The sequence below is a fragment of the Brucella sp. NBRC 113783 genome (assembly GCF_040372265.1).
Classification (GTDB): domain Bacteria; phylum Pseudomonadota; class Alphaproteobacteria; order Rhizobiales; family Rhizobiaceae; genus Brucella; species Brucella teleogrylli.
In genome coordinates this window covers 544,489-560,626 of the sequence record NZ_BAABRX010000002.1, presented here as the reverse complement: position 1 = coordinate 560,626, position 16,138 = coordinate 544,489, and the positions used below count along the sequence as shown (strand labels likewise).

The following is a 16,138-nucleotide window of genomic DNA, read 5'->3' as shown; positions in this document are numbered from 1 at the left end:
GTTTGGGGCTCGCGAAGGGATATAGCAAATAGCGGGCGCTTTTCCACTTTCCTCTTTGGGTTTTGATTTCTGGTAAGGTGCAGTCACGCGCAATGTCGGCAAAAAACATCAATTGGGGAATTGCCCTCGAGCGTCGTTGCCATATGTCCCGAAATGAAGCCGGTTTCGAGGCTTTGCGGCAGGTGCGCTAACCATGGAAACACAAAGTCTGTGATGATCTCGGGGGAGAACAAAAGTTTAGGCTTGCCGCCTCCGGTTAAGGAAGTGTTATTCTTTGGACAAGAATCAGCTTTGAATCGCAACGGAAGAATAGAGGAGGGGCGAACGCATGGCGGACAAGTCTGTGTCGAATGACCAGTTTCACAGCCAGCACGCCTCGGAAGAGCTGGGCGATATCATTGAAATATCGGGCCATATCAAATGGTTCGACGTGGCCAAGGGCTACGGTTTCATTGTGCCGGATCAGCCGGGCCTGAACGATATCCTGCTTCATGTGACGTCGCTTCGTCGCGATGGCTTCCAGACGGCGCTGGAAGGCGCACGTATCGTCTGCGAAGTTCGCAATGGCGATCGCGGCCTGCAATGTTTCCGTGTTCTCTCGATGGACACATCCACAGCGGTTCATCCGGCGCAGATGCCGCCGCAGCGCACCCATGTGACGGTTACCCCGTCGAGCGGCCTTGAGCGTGTCATCGTCAAGTGGTTCAACCGTACCAAGGGCTTCGGCTTTCTCACCCGCGGTGAGGGCACCGAGGATATTTTCATCCATATGGAAACGCTGCGCCGTTTCGGCATGATGGAACTGCGCCCGGGTCAGGTTGTGCTTATTCGCTTCGGCACGGGCGACAAGGGCCTGATGGCTGCTGAAATTCACCCAGATATCGGCACGGCTATCCCGGTTTCGCACTGATTTACATCAAATTGAGCATGTCATCCCACAGTGAAATCCTTTGGGAGCGGCTATGTGTGGAGACAATCCACATCGCCCTGTGAACTGCCCTTGACGTTCTCGGTCAAAAGGCGGTGAGGGGTGGGTCTTCGTCTCTTGTCCCCATTATACCGCGTTGATAATCTCCCCGCCCGAATTGCAGGTTTTTGGCGTGGGTTGAGTATGGCTCGATTATTTTTTGTTATCGCATTTTTATTTGGAGCTTTTGGCGCGCAGGCGCAGGAAAAGCAGCCGATGCGGCTGCCGGTGGATGCCGCGCCGCTGACCTTCATTACGGCCAAGGGCAATAAACTCCCCTTCGCACTGGAAGTGGCGGATTCTGACGATGCGCGTGTGCGCGGGCTGATGTGGCGCACCGATTTTCCCAAGGACCGCGCGATGATCTTCATCTTCGGTGAGATGCGCCGCGTCATGATGTGGATGCAGAACACCCCGCTGCCGCTCGACATGGTTTTCCTTGACGAGAAGGGCCGTGTCACGGCAATCCATGAAAATGCGGTGCCCTATTCGGAAGATATCATTTCATCCGAGGTTCCCGCAGCCTTTGTTGTCGAGCTTCTGGCCGGTACGGTAAAGCGCACGGGCATCAAGAAGGGCGACAGAGCTGTCCATCGCGTGATATGCGGCGCGTGTCGATCCTGAAATCGCGCCGAACACCGCCGACGGAACAATCATAAGGAATAAACAGTTGAGTGCCCTCGATATCGAATATTTCGACCATGACGGCTTGCGTCTTGCATATCGTCAGGATGGAGAAGGCGATCCGATCCTGCTGATCCACGGCTTTGCGTCGTCAAGCCTTGTCAATTGGGTTTCGCCCGGCTGGTTCCGGACTCTGACCGAGGCAGGCTATCGCGTTATCGCCATCGACGATCGCGGACATGGGTTTTCGGCCAAAAGCCACAACGCGGATGATTATACGCCGACCAAGATGGCAGGCGATGCAGCAGCGCTGCTCGATCATCTGGGCATCGAAAAGGCGCATGTGATGGGCTATTCGATGGGCGCGCGGATCACCGCTTTTCTGGCTATCGAGCATCCCGAGCGGGTTCACAGCGCAATCTTTGGCGGATTGGGCATCGGCATGGTCACCGGCGCTGGCGACTGGGAGCCGATCGGCGAGGCGCTTCTGGCCGAAGATCCGACGACGATCACCCATCCGCGCGGGCAGATGTTCCGCAAATTCGCCGACCAGACCAAGAGCGACCGCATCGCGCTGGCCGCCTGTGTGATCACCTCGAAGGAACTGGTTCCGGCGGAAGCCATTGCGCGCATCATGCAGCCGGTGCTGGTTGCCGTCGGCACGACCGACGACATTGCCGGTAATCCGCAGGAACTGGCGGATTTGCTGCCGAACGGTCAGGCGCTCGATATTCCGGGGCGCGACCACATGCTGGCTGTCGGCGACAAGGTCTACAAGAAGGCGGTTCTGGAGTTTCTCGCGGAAAATCCGCTCTGATCTTCCTTTGAGGCCTGTGTCAATTTCTGCGGTGTCAAGGCAAAGCATTTTCAGTTATGCTGCGCGCCGAACTCGTATTGCGGCGCGGAGCCATGCCGGAAATTCGGCTTTCGTCTGGCCTGCGCGGTGCAAAACCGGAGTATATCTATGTCTATTCGCTCAACTGCTAAAGTGAATGCCAGCCTTGGGCAAGTTGATCCAATCTGGCACTCGGTCCGCGCTGAAGCGGAGGAAGCCGCCAAGTCCGATCCCGTGCTTGGAGCCTTTCTTTACGCGACTATCCTTAATCAGCCGAGCCTTGAAGATGCGGTCATGCACCGCATCGCGGAACGCCTCGGTCATGCCGATTTGAGCGCCGATATTCTGCGCCAGACATTCGATGTGATGCTGGACGCCAATCCGGAATGGTCGCAGACTGTTCGCGTGGATATTCAGGCCGTTTACGACCGCGACCCGGCCTATAGCCGTTTCATGGACCCGATCCTCTACCTGAAAGGCTTTCATGCAATCCAGACGCACCGTCTGGCGCATTGGCTCTATCATCAGGGCCGCCGGGATTTTGCCTTTTATCTCCAGAGCCGTTCGTCTTCGATCTTCCAGACCGACATTCACCCGGCAGCGCAATTGGGCAGCGGGCTTTTCCTCGATCACGCGACCGGGCTGGTCGTCGGCGAGACCGCGGTGATCGAAGACAATGTGTCGATCCTGCATGGCGTCACGCTCGGCGGCACCGGCAAGTCGAGCGGTGATCGTCATCCCAAGATTCGCCATGGCGTTCTAATCGGCGCGGGCGCGAAGATTCTCGGCAATATCGAAGTGGGGCATTGCTCGAAGGTCGCGGCGGGTTCTGTCGTCGTCAAGCCTGTACCGAATAATGTCACGGTTGCCGGTGTTCCTGCCAAGATCATCGGTGATACGGGCTGCGCTGAACCGTCCCGCGTCATGGACCAGTTGCTGGGCGACGGCGTGCTGGGTGACGGCATTTAATCGCGCAAACGCCGAATGCACAGAATCCGGGCCGCTTGCTGGTTTTTCTCCGCGAGCGGCCTATATTTTGTCGAAAGCGGTGGTTAGGCGCTAAAACCCCGAGGGACTACTCCCCCAGGGGTTTACATCACAAAAGCCCGGGTGCAATAAACCGGCTTGAATTCAATATCAGGAGAAGCCGGTTGAAACCCGAAGAACTAAAAAAACTGGACGCCTATTTCAAACGGACCTTCAACAATCAGGGCCTTCAGGTGAAGGCGCGCCCGCGCAAGAACGACTCGGCCGAGCTTTATATTGACGACGAGTTTTTGGGCCTGATCTACAAGGATGAGGACGAAGGCGAACTGTCCTACAATTTCTCGATGGCTATTCTCGACGTCGATCTCTAAGGCGCGGCTTGGGAAAAATCGCGAGATTTTTCGAGAGTTGTCCATGATGATCCGTCACAGCCCGACGATCTGACGCCCTTTCCGCTTTGCGGAGAGGGCGTTTTGTTTAGTCATTCCCCAACAAGTGCCCGGTTGCGAACTGTCGCATGGCTTCATCGAGTGTTTTCCACTCGGCCAGCATATCGCGGGGAAAACGATAGAGAATCTGCAGCCCTTTTCCAAACTGGATATCGCGCTCGCAGGCGTTGAAATTTTCCGCTGATGCATCGCTCATGCAACGGGCGACGAAGGCCGGATTACCGCTTGCGATATCGGAGAGGACCAGTTCTTCTCCGGTATAACCACTGCCTTCCAGAAACCGGTGGACCATCAGTCCTCCCGGGAGAGATTCACCCTCCGGATCGATCAGCGCAGCATAGATCGGCAGATAGCGTCCGCTCATGTCGCGGGACATGGTGCGCTCTTCAATCGACATGAATAGCAATTGGCGCTTCGGCGTGAGCAGATTGAAGATTGCCCGGTCTGCTTCCGTATAGCCGGTCAGTCCGGGCCAGCGCGCGTAGAGATCGAGGCGCGTTGTCAGACCGTCCCGCCGCTGATTGGAAAAGCGGATCATATTGGCTGGCATTGACAGGACATTGTTGCCGATCAGCACTTTATAGAGATGCGTGCTGTCGGAATGGCCGCTGCGCGCGATCATTGGGCCAAGCAGGCGACCACCAATATTGATCGCAACGGAAGCCACAACAAGCACGACAACAACCAGCAAGATGCGGACGAAGAGCCGATTGCCATCTTTTGTCGTGGTAGTTTCGATTGCGCTGTCCATTGGCGGGAAGGCCATGCTGATGATATTGCAGCGATTATTGGTCTTTTATGGTTAACGGAGGGTGAAGCCGCGCTTGTCCCTCATCCAAAAAAAGCTTAGCTCTTTTCATGAAGACATTCTGATGGAGGAGCCCACATGCCGATATATGCTTATAACGGACACAAGCCGCAATTCGCAGACCGCGCCAGCAACTGGATTGCACCGGATGCGACACTGATCGGCAAGGTCGTCGTGGGCGAAAATGTGGGCTTCTGGTTCGGCGCCGTCCTGCGCGGCGATAATGAGGTGATTGCCATCGGCGACGACACCAATGTGCAGGAACTTTGCGTCATGCATACCGATATCGGCTATCCGCTGACGATTGGCGCGGGCTGCACCATCGGCCATCGGGCGATCCTGCATGGCTGCACCATCGGTGAGAACACCCTGATCGGCATGGGAGCCATTGTGCTCAATGGCGCGAAGATCGGCAAGAACTGCCTTATCGGAGCCGGGGCTCTGGTGACGGAGGGCAAGGAAATTCCGGACAACTCGCTGGTTGTCGGCTCGCCAGCGCGCGTTTTGCGTGGACTGGACGAGGTTGCGGTGGAAAAGCTGAAGCAATCCGCCAAGCATTATGTGGAGAAGGGGCATTCCTTCATGCGCGGCATGGAACCGGCCTGACGGTTTGATATTTAAAAAGGACGGGGCCAGAGGGAGACTGGCGACCCGTCCTTTGAACTTCATCGGTGTCTGATCAGTTTTTGATGCTGCCGACGAGAATGTCGCGGTCATCCTTGATCGAAACCCAACTGCCGCTGTTCGCGGTCGACTGACGCTTCAGGTAGGTGTAGTCGGTCTTGTTCCAGGCCAGAACGCGCTCATCGAGATTGTCGAGAATGAAATCGCCGCGGTCGGTGCGAAGCGTCAGGACGGCGTGGCCATCGCCATTCGGCTGGCGAACGACGGTGAACAGAAGCGTGTTGGCAGGAATGCCAAGCGCCATCAGTTCGCGCTGCTTTTCCAGCATGTAGTCGTCGCAGTCGCCGGCGGTTACCGGATATTCCCAATATTCTTCGCGACCCCAGACTTCCATGTCGGTGGCTGGCTTGATTCGCGTGTTCACGCTGTCATTGACGGCAATGATCTGCTGCCAGAGCTTCGGCGTCAGCTTGAGAGCATTGGTGTTGCGGCTGACGATCTTGCACTCAGCCGGGTAGCGCTCGCAAAATTCATAATGCCCGATTGGCTGCGAGGTGCGTTCGCCGGTGCTCATCCATGGCGATTTTGATGCCGGGTTCGCTGCTTGCGCCAGTCCGACGCCGAGCAGCAGAAGGATCGCTGCGATGATGGTTTGCTTGGTCATTCTTTTATCTCCCTGTTGGAGATCAAAATGACCGGGACAATTTGAAGGCGCGCAAATTTGAGCGCGAAAATGCGAGTCAAATTCGATTAAAACTGCGCGGAATATTGAAAGTTTTTGTAAAGAAAGCGGCCAATTCAGCCCGAAAACGCGGGTTTTCGCGATATTTTACTGTTTATACCCGCGCGGGCGGTTTGCCAATCCGTAACCTTGACGCGCGTTCATCTTTTCAGCCGTACAAAGTTTAGCTGAAAAGACTGTCGAGCGTCGTGCTGGTCTGGATTGTGGCGAACTCGATGGCGAAACCGTCTGCGAAATGGCGCACGACCCGTCCGCGGATCGGCCCAAGCAGGACGCCGCTCTTGATCGCCGGTTTGACATCGCATTCGATAGCCGCGCCCGAAAGCGACAAGTCGGCGATGCGGCAGAGCAATTGGGTGCCATCCGGGAAGGTGACATTCTGATGCGACTTGCGCGGAACGACACGCTCATGGCGGCGATCTTCCGGCAGCGAGAGTTCATGCCGATTGGCAAGCCATGTCAGCTGCGCCGAAAGCTTGTCCTTCTTGGTCGCGGTATTGGTGAGGAGAAGATGAAAGCCTTCCGCCGAAATCTGGTAGGCCGTACCTTCGATGCGCCCGACATGATCGATATAGGCAATGATACGCTCGCCATTACGCGGCGTGGCGATACCGGTCATCAAGGCAGTGCCGGGCGACATGCGCTTCAGGACACAAGGATACTCGTTGCGATTTTCGAGCATATAGCGACCGTTGAGATCAACGTTCACGGCATTGAAATTATCCTGCCGCCCGCTGTTTGCAGGTGATGCCGCCGCGAATCCCCTCATTGAAGCTGGCCCATCTCAGTCTTTCGCCAATAAGCTGTTATTTATATTATACTTAAAGCAGTTCGGCGCAAAAGAGAAACGCGATTTCAAGCTTTGCCGCCATTGATGACGCGCAGATGCGGCGCCTTGCGCATGGGTGGTGTTGCCAATCGGGTTTCCGTCCACTGACGGGTGCGATTCGATGCATTGACCGTAAAGATCGCCGCCTTTACCGCTTCGTCGGCAAGCGCCACATCCGGTGCAATCGGCTCGATGTGATTGAGATGGCCGAGCACCAGAGGGTCGGCACCCGCCCAGGTCACATTGTCCAGAACGGCGATGCTGCCCATCAGGCCCAAGCGACCGTTGCTCGCTTCTAAGGGCGCGAGCAGCATTTCAAAGCTGAGACTGCGGCCCGAAAGGCTGATTCCATCATGCAGGCTAAGTGCGGGGATCTGCATTGCGCTGACATTCTGCGCCAGTTCGCTGAGGGCAGGGCGGTCGCGCTCCGGCCACAGGGATAAAAGGCGCACACCTTTCAACTCGCGACCGAACAGGGTGCAGATTCGTGTACCGCCAAGACGAAAGACAAGTTCGCCATTTTCATCGGCTTCTACGAAAAAAAGATCGGACAAATGCCGTCCAAGCCGACGCGGTTCGATATCGGTCCGCTGCGGCGCTTGAAAGCCGTGCTCCAGATCGTCATTGCGATCAAAGGCCAGTCGCTGCCATTCGCTGAATATCGCGATCGTGCTGCGGTGTTTCATCGTGCGCCGTTCGTTTGATTCTGGGTGAATTGGGACTGTTGATCGATTTCGAAGCGCCGTGGCTCCGTCTCACGACCATTAAAATAGTATTAACGGCGCGGATGCCAGCTTAACCCTTTCTTCATCCACGGCGCTCAGCTGTTAAGGTTAACGGCAAGTAACTGTTGCAATGGCAAGAGCACAGGCGTTTGATGAACACATCAGATGAAGCCGTTGTCTTGATTTGTGTTTTTCTGAGATCCAGTCGTTAATTTTGCGAATCTCGCTGGTTCGCATCAGGGCCGGTGGTTGACCTCCACTGGCCTTTATTTTTAACGATTTCTATCTTATCAAATGCTGGTTTCGCCACGCGAACGGTCCGACCGGGCCGATTTTCGTTTCCGGGCCTCATTGGCCCCATCGCGGTTTCGCAATCTGGAAAGCAGTGTTCATGGTCCTTCCGCAACCGGAAATGCAGGATAATCGCGGTCGTTCCGGCGGAAGTGAGCCGATCTTCAATATTCCAGGCGTGGTGATCGCGCTGATCGGCATCTGCGTGGCGGTCTATGTTTATGAGAACTACCTGATCAGCGAGCAGCAGAACTATGAGTTCATGCTGAACTTCTCACTGATCCCGGCGCGGTTCTCAATGGCTGGCGGTTTTTCTGACCCGGCAGGCCTGTTCACTTTGATCAGCTATTCCTTCATGCATGGCGGTATCGAGCATATCGTGGTCAATATGATCTGGCTCGCCGCCTTCGGCTCTCCGCTCGCCGGGCGAATCGGAACCGCGCGCATGATCATTTTCTGGATTTTCACGGCGATCATCGCCGGATTGACCCATTACGCGATTTATCCGGATAGCGTGACGCCGCTGGTTGGAGCATCGGGCGCGATTTCCGGCATGATGGGTGCTTCGGCGCGCTATGGGTTCAGGCGCGTGAATGCTGGACGACGCGCGGAATTTGCCGGTCCTGTGCTGCCGGTCGGCTTAACGCTGACGCTGAAACCGGTCATCACCTTCGTTGGCGTCTGGTTCGTGATCAATATCATCACCGGCATTTACACGACCGGCGGGGCTGATCTGTCGGGCATCGCCTGGGAAGCACATATTGGCGGTTTTATCGCCGGTTTCTTCGGGATTTCGCTGCTGGATCGTCCGCGCAGCTATGACGCGGTTCTAAGGCGTTAGAAGAGTTACCTCCCAGTTTTATGGTACTTGCTAATCGGGCAATCAAAGCGCACCATCATGGAACGCGGCGGGAGGAGCTGCGTTCTGTTTTCAGGTGTTTGAGCGCCTGAAACAGCGAATGCTAAATCTTTGGAGGGACTTGGCATGACAGTAAGATCGATTCTCGAACATAAGGGCAGAGACGTTGTCGTCATCGCACCTGCCGACACGCTTTCCCACGCCGTCGCCATGTTGAACCAACACAAGATCGGCGCTCTGGTGGTTTGCGACGAGGCCGGTCATATCAAAGGCATTCTTTCCGAACGCGACGTGGTCCGGGCGCTGTCCCTCAAGGAAAGCGGCGCGATGGCCATGCCGGTTGCCGAGGTCATGACCGCAAAAGTGCAGGTCTGCCGGGAACATCACACGATCAATCAGGTCATGGAAATCATGACGCGTAGCCGTTTCAGACATATGCCGGTTGAAGAACACGGCAAGCTTGTCGGAATCATCTCCATCGGTGACGTCGTGAAACGGCGAATCGAAGATGTGGAACGCGAAGCCGAAGAAATTCGCACCTATATTGCGACCGCTTGAATCAGTTCGTTCGCAAACTCCATGCGCCGGTCGGGATTGCCGATACGGCGCATGAAAACCGAATCAACGATTGCGCAGATAACGCTCCGCCGCATAAAGCGAAATCGCTGCGGCGTTTGAGACGTTCAGCGATTTGATTTCGCCGGGCATGTCGAGGCGGGCAAGCGCGGTCACTGTTTCCCGCGTCTTCTGGCGCAGGCCTTTGCCTTCCGCGCCGAGAACCAGTGCGATTCGTCCACCGGCAAGCGCTGCTTCCATTTCCTGCGGGCCTTCCGAATCAAGGCCGATGGTCTGGAAACCCAGAGCGTGTAGCTCTTCAATCGCTTCGGCGAGGTTTCTGACCTCAATATGTGGAATCATTTCCAGCGCGCCGGAGGCAGCCTTGGCCAGAACGCCAGTTTCCTGCGGACTGTGGCGGCTGGTTGTGATCAGCGCACCCGCGCCAAAAGCCACAGCAGAGCGCATGATGGCGCCGACATTATGCGGATCGGTTACCTGATCGAGCACCAGCAAAAGCGGGCTTTCCCGCAATTCAGAGAGTTTCTTGGCGCGCAGCGGCTCGGCTTCGATCATCACGCCCTGATGCACGGCGTCGGAACCGGTTTCCTTGTCGATATCCTTCGGGTCGACAATCTCGACCGGGAAGGGGAGCGAATCGGCTTCTCCGATTTCAAGCCGCGCAAAACCATTGCGCGTCGCGCGCATACGCAGAATCCTGCGGGCAGGGTTTTCAACGGCTGCGCGCACCGTATGCAGCCCGTAAAGGCGCACGGTGCCATCCGCGACGGCGCTGGCTGAAATAGACGGGCGCTGTGGTCTGTGCGGTGCCTTGCCTTCTGCGAGGGCCTTCTGGTCGCGATGCTGGCGGCGCAGGCGCGCATAATGTGTATCTTTAGGGGTGCGGGGCGTGTTTTGATCGGTCATGGCGCGCTTATAACTCTTATAGGAGAGGGAAGATAGCTGTTTGCCCTGTAAATGCTATCAGGCTGTTATGGCTGCCTATTAAGAGGCGAAAGCCCGCATATCCCGATTTTTCCGCATGTCGGAATGCATGGGCGAGCCCGGTCTTCCGGAATGCTTTGGCCAAACTGTGGATAGGCATGCATTCTTTTCGCTTTTACCCTGTTGACAGGGGAAGCGCTTATCGTCATAAGGCCCCCCGTGGAGCGACGGCGCGGCCAACAGCCAACCGACTGCTTCACGAAAATGCCTAGTTACTCGACTCTGCTGATAGTGATATTAGGAGGAATGCCCGAGCGGTTAAAGGGGACGGACTGTAAATCCGTTGGCTAAGCCTACGTTGGTTCAAATCCAACTTCCTCCACCACTGTCGGATCAGAGTTTAGAGTATGCGGGTATAGCTCAATGGTAGAGCAGCAGCCTTCCAAGCTGAATACACGGGTTCGATTCCCGTTACCCGCTCCAGTTTTCAAGAGCGGATAGGCGTGTAAGGAATCATCGACGGGCGGTTCGCCGTTCCGTTTTGGCATAAATGCTGGCCCCGAAGCCGATCGGCTTTTGCGCTGGCGCTTGAGCGGTTCTAGAACGAAGAGAACAACGGCGATGGCTAAGAGCAAATTCGAACGTACGAAGCCCCACGTTAACATCGGCACCATCGGTCACGTTGACCATGGCAAGACCTCGCTGACTGCAGCGATCACGAAGTTCTTCGGTGAATTCAAGGCGTATGACCAGATCGACGCTGCACCGGAAGAACGCGCCCGCGGTATCACGATCTCGACGGCTCACGTTGAGTACGAAACTGCCAACCGTCACTACGCACACGTCGATTGCCCAGGCCACGCTGACTATGTGAAGAACATGATCACCGGCGCTGCACAGATGGACGGCGCGATCCTGGTTGTTTCGGCAGCTGACGGCCCGATGCCGCAGACCCGTGAGCACATCCTGCTCGCTCGTCAGGTTGGCGTTCCGGCAATCGTTGTGTTCCTGAACAAGTGCGACCAGGTTGACGACGCAGAACTGCTCGAACTGGTTGAACTGGAAGTGCGCGAACTTCTCTCGAAGTACGACTTCCCGGGCGACGAAGTTCCGATCATCAAGGGCTCGGCTCTTGCAGCTCTCGAAGATTCCTCGAAGGAACTCGGCGAAGACGCAATCCGCAACCTGATGGACGCTGTCGACAACTACATCCCGACCCCGGAACGTCCGGTTGACCAGCCGTTCCTGATGCCGATCGAAGACGTGTTCTCGATCTCGGGTCGCGGTACGGTTGTGACGGGTCGCGTTGAGCGCGGTATCGTCAAGGTCGGCGAAGAAGTTGAAATCGTCGGCATTAAGGCAACCTCGAAGACGACGGTTACCGGCGTTGAAATGTTCCGCAAGCTGCTCGATCAGGGCCAGGCTGGCGACAACATCGGTGCACTGGTTCGCGGCGTTGGCCGTGACGACGTTGAACGCGGTCAGGTTCTCTGCAAGCCGGGTTCGGTCAAGCCGCACACCAAGTTCAAGGCAGAAGCTTACATTCTGACCAAGGACGAAGGTGGTCGTCATACGCCGTTCTTCACCAACTACCGCCCGCAGTTCTACTTCCGTACGACTGACGTGACCGGTATTGTGACCCTGCCGGAAGGCACGGAAATGGTTATGCCTGGCGACAACGTTACCGTTGACGTTTCGCTGATCGTCCCGATCGCCATGGAAGAGAAGCTCCGCTTCGCTATCCGTGAAGGTGGCCGCACCGTCGGTGCAGGCATCGTCGCTTCGATCATCGAGTAATGAATTATCATTGATCGGCGGTTCGCCGCCGGTCATTATGACGCCTAGCGTCATATAGGGGTATAGCTCAGTTGGTAGAGCGACGGTCTCCAAAACCGTAGGTCGCGGGTTCGAGCCCTGCTGCCCCTGCCATTTTTGATACGGGTGTATGCGGCTTGACTGCATGCGCCCGTTTTCTATATAAAGAAAAGTCTGGCGGCGTTTGCGCTGCCTTAACTTTTTCAGTTTTGTTCGTGTCGAGCGCTTTATGAGCGGTCCATGACATTGCTGGAAAACGATAATTCCCTGGCGGATATGTTGGCCGGGCAGGGAAGGCCGTAATCACACGATTGAATGGTGTGATAGAGCGGTGTGTGCAAGGGTCGGGTTTCCGACAAGCCTGTATGGTATTCTTTTAACCTTTGGGCTTGTGTTTTGTGGGAATCGATTCTATGTAACGTCAACAGACACGCGGTGCGTGGGGCTGATAATTCAGCTTTGCGCGCCGTATACGCGTGGGTTCCGGCTTCTGATTCGCTGATTGATATGATTGGCAGTTCAAAGTTTGGAGGTCGCGCTCGATCAATGACAGAGCGGCAGATGGCATCCAAAACGAATCCGATCACCTTTCTTCAGCAGGTCCGCGCCGAAACGGCAAAGGTAACCTGGCCGACCCGGCGTGAAACGGTCATCTCCACTATTATGGTGGTGATTATGGCGTTTCTGGCTGCTGCGTTCTTTTTCCTTGCCGACCAGCTTATGGCCTATGGCGTAGAATTTATTCTCGGCCTTGGTCGATAAGTCAGGATTGGGGAGTTTTTAGATGACGGCGCGCTGGTACATCGTTCACGCCTATTCAAATTTCGAAAAGAAGGTAGCTGAGGATATCGAAGCCAAAGCTGCGCAGAAGGGTCTGTCCAATCTGATTGAACAGATCGTTGTGCCGACCGAAAAGATCGTTGAAGTGCGCCGCGGCCGCAAGGTCGATGCCGAGCGCAAGTTTTTCCCGGGTTACGTGCTCGTGCGTGCCACGCTGACCGACGCTGTCTTTTCGCTGATCAAGAATACGCCGCGCGTCACCGGTTTCCTCGGTGACTCCAAACCGGTCCCGGTTTCCCAGAAGGAAGTCGATCAGATTCTGAACCAGGTTCAGGATGGCGTTGATCGTCCGAAGACTTCGGTCTCCTTCGAAATCGGTGAGCAGGTTCGCGTTTCCGATGGTCCGTTTGCATCGTTCAACGGTATCGTTCAGGAAGTCGACGAAGAGCGCGCGCGTCTCAAGGTCGAAGTTTCCATCTTTGGGCGCGCGACGCCTGTGGATCTGGAATACGGTCAGGTCGATAAGCTCTGATCGTTTGCCCATAAGGGCATTTCACTCCGGAGCGAGATCCTGAATTGAGCCTGAGGGCATAAGCGGGATCAAAATTCCAACCGGAGTGGAAGTGGTGGAAGGGAAGGTGGCTTAGCCGGTCGTCGATCTCCGCACCACCGAACTGCCCGCCAGTCCGACATTTGTCTGGTTGGCGTCAGTCGAAAGCCGGGTTTCCCGGCGTCAATCGAGAAGCCGGTTTTCCGGCATTGTAAAAAAGGCAGAAAGTAATGGCTAAGAAAATTGCAGGCCAGCTCAAGCTGCAGGTAGCAGCCGGTGCGGCCAATCCGTCGCCTCCGATCGGCCCGGCTCTGGGTCAGCGCGGCATCAACATCATGGAATTCTGCAAGGCGTTCAACGCTGCCTCGCAGGAAATGGAAAAGGGTTCGCCGATTCCAGTCGTGATTACCTATTACCAGGACAAGTCTTTCACTTTTGTGATGAAGACCCCTCCGGTGACCTACTTCCTCAAGAAGGCCGCTAACCTGAAGTCCGGTTCGAAGACCCCGGGCAAGGCAAGCGCCGGCACGATCTCCCGCGACAAGGTTCGCACGATCGCTGAAGCGAAGATGAAAGATCTGAACGCCGCTGACATTGAAGCAGCGATGCGCATGATCGAAGGTTCTGCCCGTTCGATGGGCCTGGAAGTGGTGGGCTGAGACGATGGCGAAGATTTCCAAGCGCATTAACAAGATCCGCGAAGGCGTTGATCGTAACAAGCTGTACGATCTGTCGGCTGCTATCGGTCTCGTCAAGGAACGTGCTGTCGCAAAGTTCGATGAAACCATCGAAATCGCGATGAACCTCGGCGTTGATCCGCGTCACGCTGACCAGATGGTTCGCGGCGTTGTCAACCTGCCGAACGGCACTGGCCGTACGGTTCGCGTTGCTGTTTTCGCACGTGGCGACAAGGCTGAAGAAGCCAAGAAGGCTGGCGCCGACATCGTCGGTGCGGAAGAACTGTTCGAAATCGTCAATGGCGGCAAGATCGATTTCGATCGCTGCATTGCAACCCCGGACATGATGCCGCTCGTCGGTCGTCTCGGTAAGGTGCTCGGCCCGCGTGGCATGATGCCGAACCCGAAGGTTGGCACCGTCACCACTGACGTTGCTGCTGCTGTTGCTGCTTCCAAGGGCGGTGCAGTCGAATTCCGCGTCGAAAAGGCTGGTATCATCCATGCCGGTATCGGCAAGGTTTCGTTCGACTCGCAGAAGCTCGAAGAAAACATCAAGGCTTTCGCTGACGCCGTCATCAAGGCAAAGCCGTCGGCTGCCAAGGGCGAATACGTCAAGCGCGTTTCGCTTTCCTCGACCATGGGCGTTGGCGTCAAGGTCGATCCGGCAACCGTCAAGGTCGTCGCTTAATTTATCTGGGCTCCGGTTCGCCGGAGCCTAAGCCTTTCCTTCGGGGGAGGTGAAACGGTGGCACGCCGGGGATGCGAAGGCAGACCGAAGTGCAAGAATTCCGGATCGCAAGATCCGGATAGCCGGACGAAAGTCCGGTTATCCTGTCCGAGATTGCAGGCGGATCATCATCTTCGGGTGATAATCCTTAAACATACGGCCTGCATGAGACGTGGAATAACCCTGTTTCGCACGAATGTGCATGCAAGGTTTGAACCGTAGTTGCCTTTGAGTGATGCCTGGTTTCCAGGATAGCTGAAGGGGACAGGATCCTCGAGCGCCGGACCAACTGTGAAGTTTGTTCGGCAAAGGCAACCGGCAGGGCCATGTGGTCCTGCCTACTGGAGAGAGACAGTGGATAGAGCGGAAAAACGCGAATTTGTCTCGTGGCTGAACGGCGCTTTTAAAGAGTCCGGTTCGGTCGTCGTGGCCCACTATACCGGTCTCACCGTTGCGCAGATGAGCGATCTTCGCTCGAAGATGCGTGATGCAGGTGGGTCCGTTAAAGTCGCGAAAAACCGCCTTGCCAAAATCGCTCTTCAGGGCACGGAATCGGAAGGCATTTCTGATCTGTTTACAGGTCAGACGGTTGTTGCTTATGCAAACGACCCGATTGCTGCTCCGAAAGTAGCCGTCGAATTCGCCAAGGCTAACGACAAGCTCGTTATCCTCGGTGGTGCAATGGGTGCAACGACGCTTAACGCCGATGGCGTCAAGTCGCTTGCTTCGCTCCCATCGCTCGACGAACTGCGCGCAAAGCTGGTTGGAATGATCCAGACCCCGGCTCAGCGTCTCGCAGTACTTACCAGCGCACCAGCGGGCCAGATCGCTCGCGTTATTGGCGCGCACGCCCGGAAGAACGAGGCGGCGTAAGGCCGTTTTTCGCTGTCAATTGTTCAAACCTTGAAACTAAGGAAATACCAAAATGGCTGATCTCGCAAAGATCGTTGACGACCTGTCGGCACTGACCGTTCTCGAAGCTGCTGAGCTTTCGAAGCTTCTCGAAGAGAAGTGGGGCGTTTCGGCTGCTGCTCCTGTAGCAGTTGCTGCTGCTGGTGGCGCTGCTCCGGCTGCTGCTGCTGAAGAAAAGACCGAATTCGACGTCGTTCTCGCTGACGGCGGCGCTAACAAGATCAACGTGATCAAGGAAGTGCGCGCAATCACCGGTCTCGGCCTCAAGGAAGCCAAGGACCTGGTCGAAGGCGCTCCGAAGGCTGTCAAGGAAGGCGCTTCGAAGGACGAAGCTGAGAAGATCAAGGCACAGCTCGAAGCTGCTGGCGCCAAGGTCGAACTCAAGTAAGTTCGGACTATTCTGGCGGATGGTTTCCATCCGCCAGTTTCCGCCCGTG

At 56.0% G+C, this 16,138-nt stretch carries 20 protein-coding genes and 3 tRNA genes; 18 read left to right on the top strand and 5 right to left on the bottom strand.

Annotation, left to right across the window (positions count from 1 at the left end; all coding sequences use genetic code 11):
* Nucleotides 1-328: 328 nt before the first annotated feature.
* From ABWW11_RS08080 to ABWW11_RS08060, 5 genes are all read left to right on the top strand, one after another.
* Nucleotides 329-910 (top strand): cold-shock protein, encoded by a 582-nt coding sequence (locus tag ABWW11_RS08080; protein ID WP_109369248.1) that lies wholly within the window; start codon nucleotides 329-331, stop codon nucleotides 908-910.
* Between the two features lie 201 nt (nucleotides 911-1,111).
* Nucleotides 1,112-1,591, top strand: coding sequence for a DUF192 domain-containing protein (locus tag ABWW11_RS08075; protein WP_109369247.1), 480 nt, complete (start codon nucleotides 1,112-1,114; stop codon nucleotides 1,589-1,591).
* 46 nt (nucleotides 1,592-1,637) lie between these two features.
* On the top strand, nucleotides 1,638-2,408 hold the full coding sequence (locus ABWW11_RS08070) for an alpha/beta fold hydrolase (RefSeq protein ID WP_109369246.1): 771 nt from the start codon (nucleotides 1,638-1,640) through the stop codon (nucleotides 2,406-2,408).
* Nucleotides 2,409-2,555: 147 nt separating this feature from the next.
* Complete coding sequence (gene cysE, locus ABWW11_RS08065; RefSeq protein ID WP_109369245.1) at nucleotides 2,556-3,395, top strand: serine O-acetyltransferase; 840 nt, start codon at nucleotides 2,556-2,558, stop codon at nucleotides 3,393-3,395.
* A 182-nt stretch (nucleotides 3,396-3,577) separates the two neighbouring features.
* The gene (locus ABWW11_RS08060; RefSeq protein ID WP_078339271.1) at nucleotides 3,578-3,784 is read left to right on the top strand and encodes a DUF3126 family protein; all 207 of its coding nucleotides are present in this window, start codon (nucleotides 3,578-3,580) and stop codon (nucleotides 3,782-3,784) included.
* A 106-nt stretch (nucleotides 3,785-3,890) separates the two neighbouring features.
* On the opposite strand, the gene ABWW11_RS08055 is transcribed toward ABWW11_RS08060, so the two are convergent.
* Nucleotides 3,891-4,613, bottom strand: a complete 723-nt coding sequence (locus ABWW11_RS08055) for a hypothetical protein (protein WP_319080684.1) — start codon at nucleotides 4,611-4,613, stop codon at nucleotides 3,891-3,893.
* 135 nt (nucleotides 4,614-4,748) lie between these two features.
* Between ABWW11_RS08055 and ABWW11_RS08050 the strand changes: the two genes are divergently transcribed.
* Nucleotides 4,749-5,276 (top strand): gamma carbonic anhydrase family protein, encoded by a 528-nt coding sequence (locus ABWW11_RS08050; protein WP_109369244.1) that lies wholly within the window; start codon nucleotides 4,749-4,751, stop codon nucleotides 5,274-5,276.
* Nucleotides 5,277-5,349: 73 nt separating this feature from the next.
* Here the strand turns inward: ABWW11_RS08050 and ABWW11_RS08045 are convergent, their stop codons facing one another.
* The 3 genes from ABWW11_RS08045 to ABWW11_RS08035 form a co-directional block, all read right to left on the bottom strand.
* The gene (locus ABWW11_RS08045; RefSeq protein ID WP_109369243.1) at nucleotides 5,350-5,958 is read right to left on the bottom strand and encodes a transglutaminase-like cysteine peptidase; all 609 of its coding nucleotides are present in this window, start codon (nucleotides 5,956-5,958) and stop codon (nucleotides 5,350-5,352) included.
* A gap of 241 nt (nucleotides 5,959-6,199) precedes the next feature.
* On the bottom strand, nucleotides 6,200-6,805 hold the full coding sequence (locus ABWW11_RS08040) for a PilZ domain-containing protein (RefSeq protein ID WP_109369242.1): 606 nt from the start codon (nucleotides 6,803-6,805) through the stop codon (nucleotides 6,200-6,202).
* Between the two features lie 86 nt (nucleotides 6,806-6,891).
* Entirely contained in the window at nucleotides 6,892-7,551 is a 660-nt protein-coding gene (locus ABWW11_RS08035) for a PAS domain-containing protein (protein ID WP_109369241.1), read from the bottom strand.
* A gap of 430 nt (nucleotides 7,552-7,981) precedes the next feature.
* Between ABWW11_RS08035 and ABWW11_RS08030 the strand changes: the two genes are divergently transcribed.
* Both ABWW11_RS08030 and ABWW11_RS08025 read left to right on the top strand, forming a co-directional pair.
* Entirely contained in the window at nucleotides 7,982-8,722 is a 741-nt protein-coding gene (locus tag ABWW11_RS08030; RefSeq protein ID WP_109369240.1) for a rhomboid family intramembrane serine protease, read from the top strand.
* A gap of 144 nt (nucleotides 8,723-8,866) precedes the next feature.
* Nucleotides 8,867-9,298, top strand: a complete 432-nt coding sequence (locus tag ABWW11_RS08025) for a CBS domain-containing protein (RefSeq protein WP_109369239.1) — start codon at nucleotides 8,867-8,869, stop codon at nucleotides 9,296-9,298.
* 63 nt (nucleotides 9,299-9,361) lie between these two features.
* On the opposite strand, the gene rlmB is transcribed toward ABWW11_RS08025, so the two are convergent.
* The gene (rlmB, locus tag ABWW11_RS08020) at nucleotides 9,362-10,222 is read right to left on the bottom strand and encodes a 23S rRNA (guanosine(2251)-2'-O)-methyltransferase RlmB (protein ID WP_109369238.1); all 861 of its coding nucleotides are present in this window, start codon (nucleotides 10,220-10,222) and stop codon (nucleotides 9,362-9,364) included.
* A 318-nt stretch (nucleotides 10,223-10,540) separates the two neighbouring features.
* Here rlmB and ABWW11_RS08015 point away from each other — a divergent pair.
* From ABWW11_RS08015 to rplL, 10 genes are all read left to right on the top strand, one after another.
* A tRNA-Tyr gene (locus ABWW11_RS08015) sits at nucleotides 10,541-10,625 on the top strand.
* A gap of 24 nt (nucleotides 10,626-10,649) precedes the next feature.
* Nucleotides 10,650-10,723: transfer RNA gene (locus ABWW11_RS08010), tRNA-Gly, on the top strand.
* Nucleotides 10,724-10,861: 138 nt separating this feature from the next.
* Complete coding sequence (gene tuf, locus ABWW11_RS08005; RefSeq protein ID WP_109369229.1) at nucleotides 10,862-12,037, top strand: elongation factor Tu; 1,176 nt, start codon at nucleotides 10,862-10,864, stop codon at nucleotides 12,035-12,037.
* Between the two features lie 56 nt (nucleotides 12,038-12,093).
* Nucleotides 12,094-12,169, top strand: a tRNA-Trp gene (locus tag ABWW11_RS08000).
* A 447-nt stretch (nucleotides 12,170-12,616) separates the two neighbouring features.
* The gene (gene secE / locus ABWW11_RS07995) at nucleotides 12,617-12,817 is read left to right on the top strand and encodes a preprotein translocase subunit SecE (RefSeq protein WP_109370252.1); all 201 of its coding nucleotides are present in this window, start codon (nucleotides 12,617-12,619) and stop codon (nucleotides 12,815-12,817) included.
* A gap of 22 nt (nucleotides 12,818-12,839) precedes the next feature.
* Complete coding sequence (gene nusG / locus ABWW11_RS07990; RefSeq protein WP_109369237.1) at nucleotides 12,840-13,367, top strand: transcription termination/antitermination protein NusG; 528 nt, start codon at nucleotides 12,840-12,842, stop codon at nucleotides 13,365-13,367.
* Nucleotides 13,368-13,615: 248 nt separating this feature from the next.
* Entirely contained in the window at nucleotides 13,616-14,044 is a 429-nt protein-coding gene (gene rplK, locus ABWW11_RS07985; protein WP_010659903.1) for a 50S ribosomal protein L11, read from the top strand.
* 4 nt (nucleotides 14,045-14,048) lie between these two features.
* Nucleotides 14,049-14,750 carry a 50S ribosomal protein L1 gene (gene rplA, locus ABWW11_RS07980; protein ID WP_109369236.1) on the top strand — a complete coding sequence of 234 codons (702 nt, stop codon included), beginning with the start codon at nucleotides 14,049-14,051 and terminating at the stop codon, nucleotides 14,748-14,750.
* Between the two features lie 393 nt (nucleotides 14,751-15,143).
* Nucleotides 15,144-15,662 carry a 50S ribosomal protein L10 gene (rplJ, locus tag ABWW11_RS07975; protein WP_010659905.1) on the top strand — a complete coding sequence of 173 codons (519 nt, stop codon included), beginning with the start codon at nucleotides 15,144-15,146 and terminating at the stop codon, nucleotides 15,660-15,662.
* Nucleotides 15,663-15,714: 52 nt separating this feature from the next.
* The gene (rplL, locus tag ABWW11_RS07970; RefSeq protein ID WP_010659906.1) at nucleotides 15,715-16,089 is read left to right on the top strand and encodes a 50S ribosomal protein L7/L12; all 375 of its coding nucleotides are present in this window, start codon (nucleotides 15,715-15,717) and stop codon (nucleotides 16,087-16,089) included.
* Nucleotides 16,090-16,138: the final 49 nt, after the last annotated feature.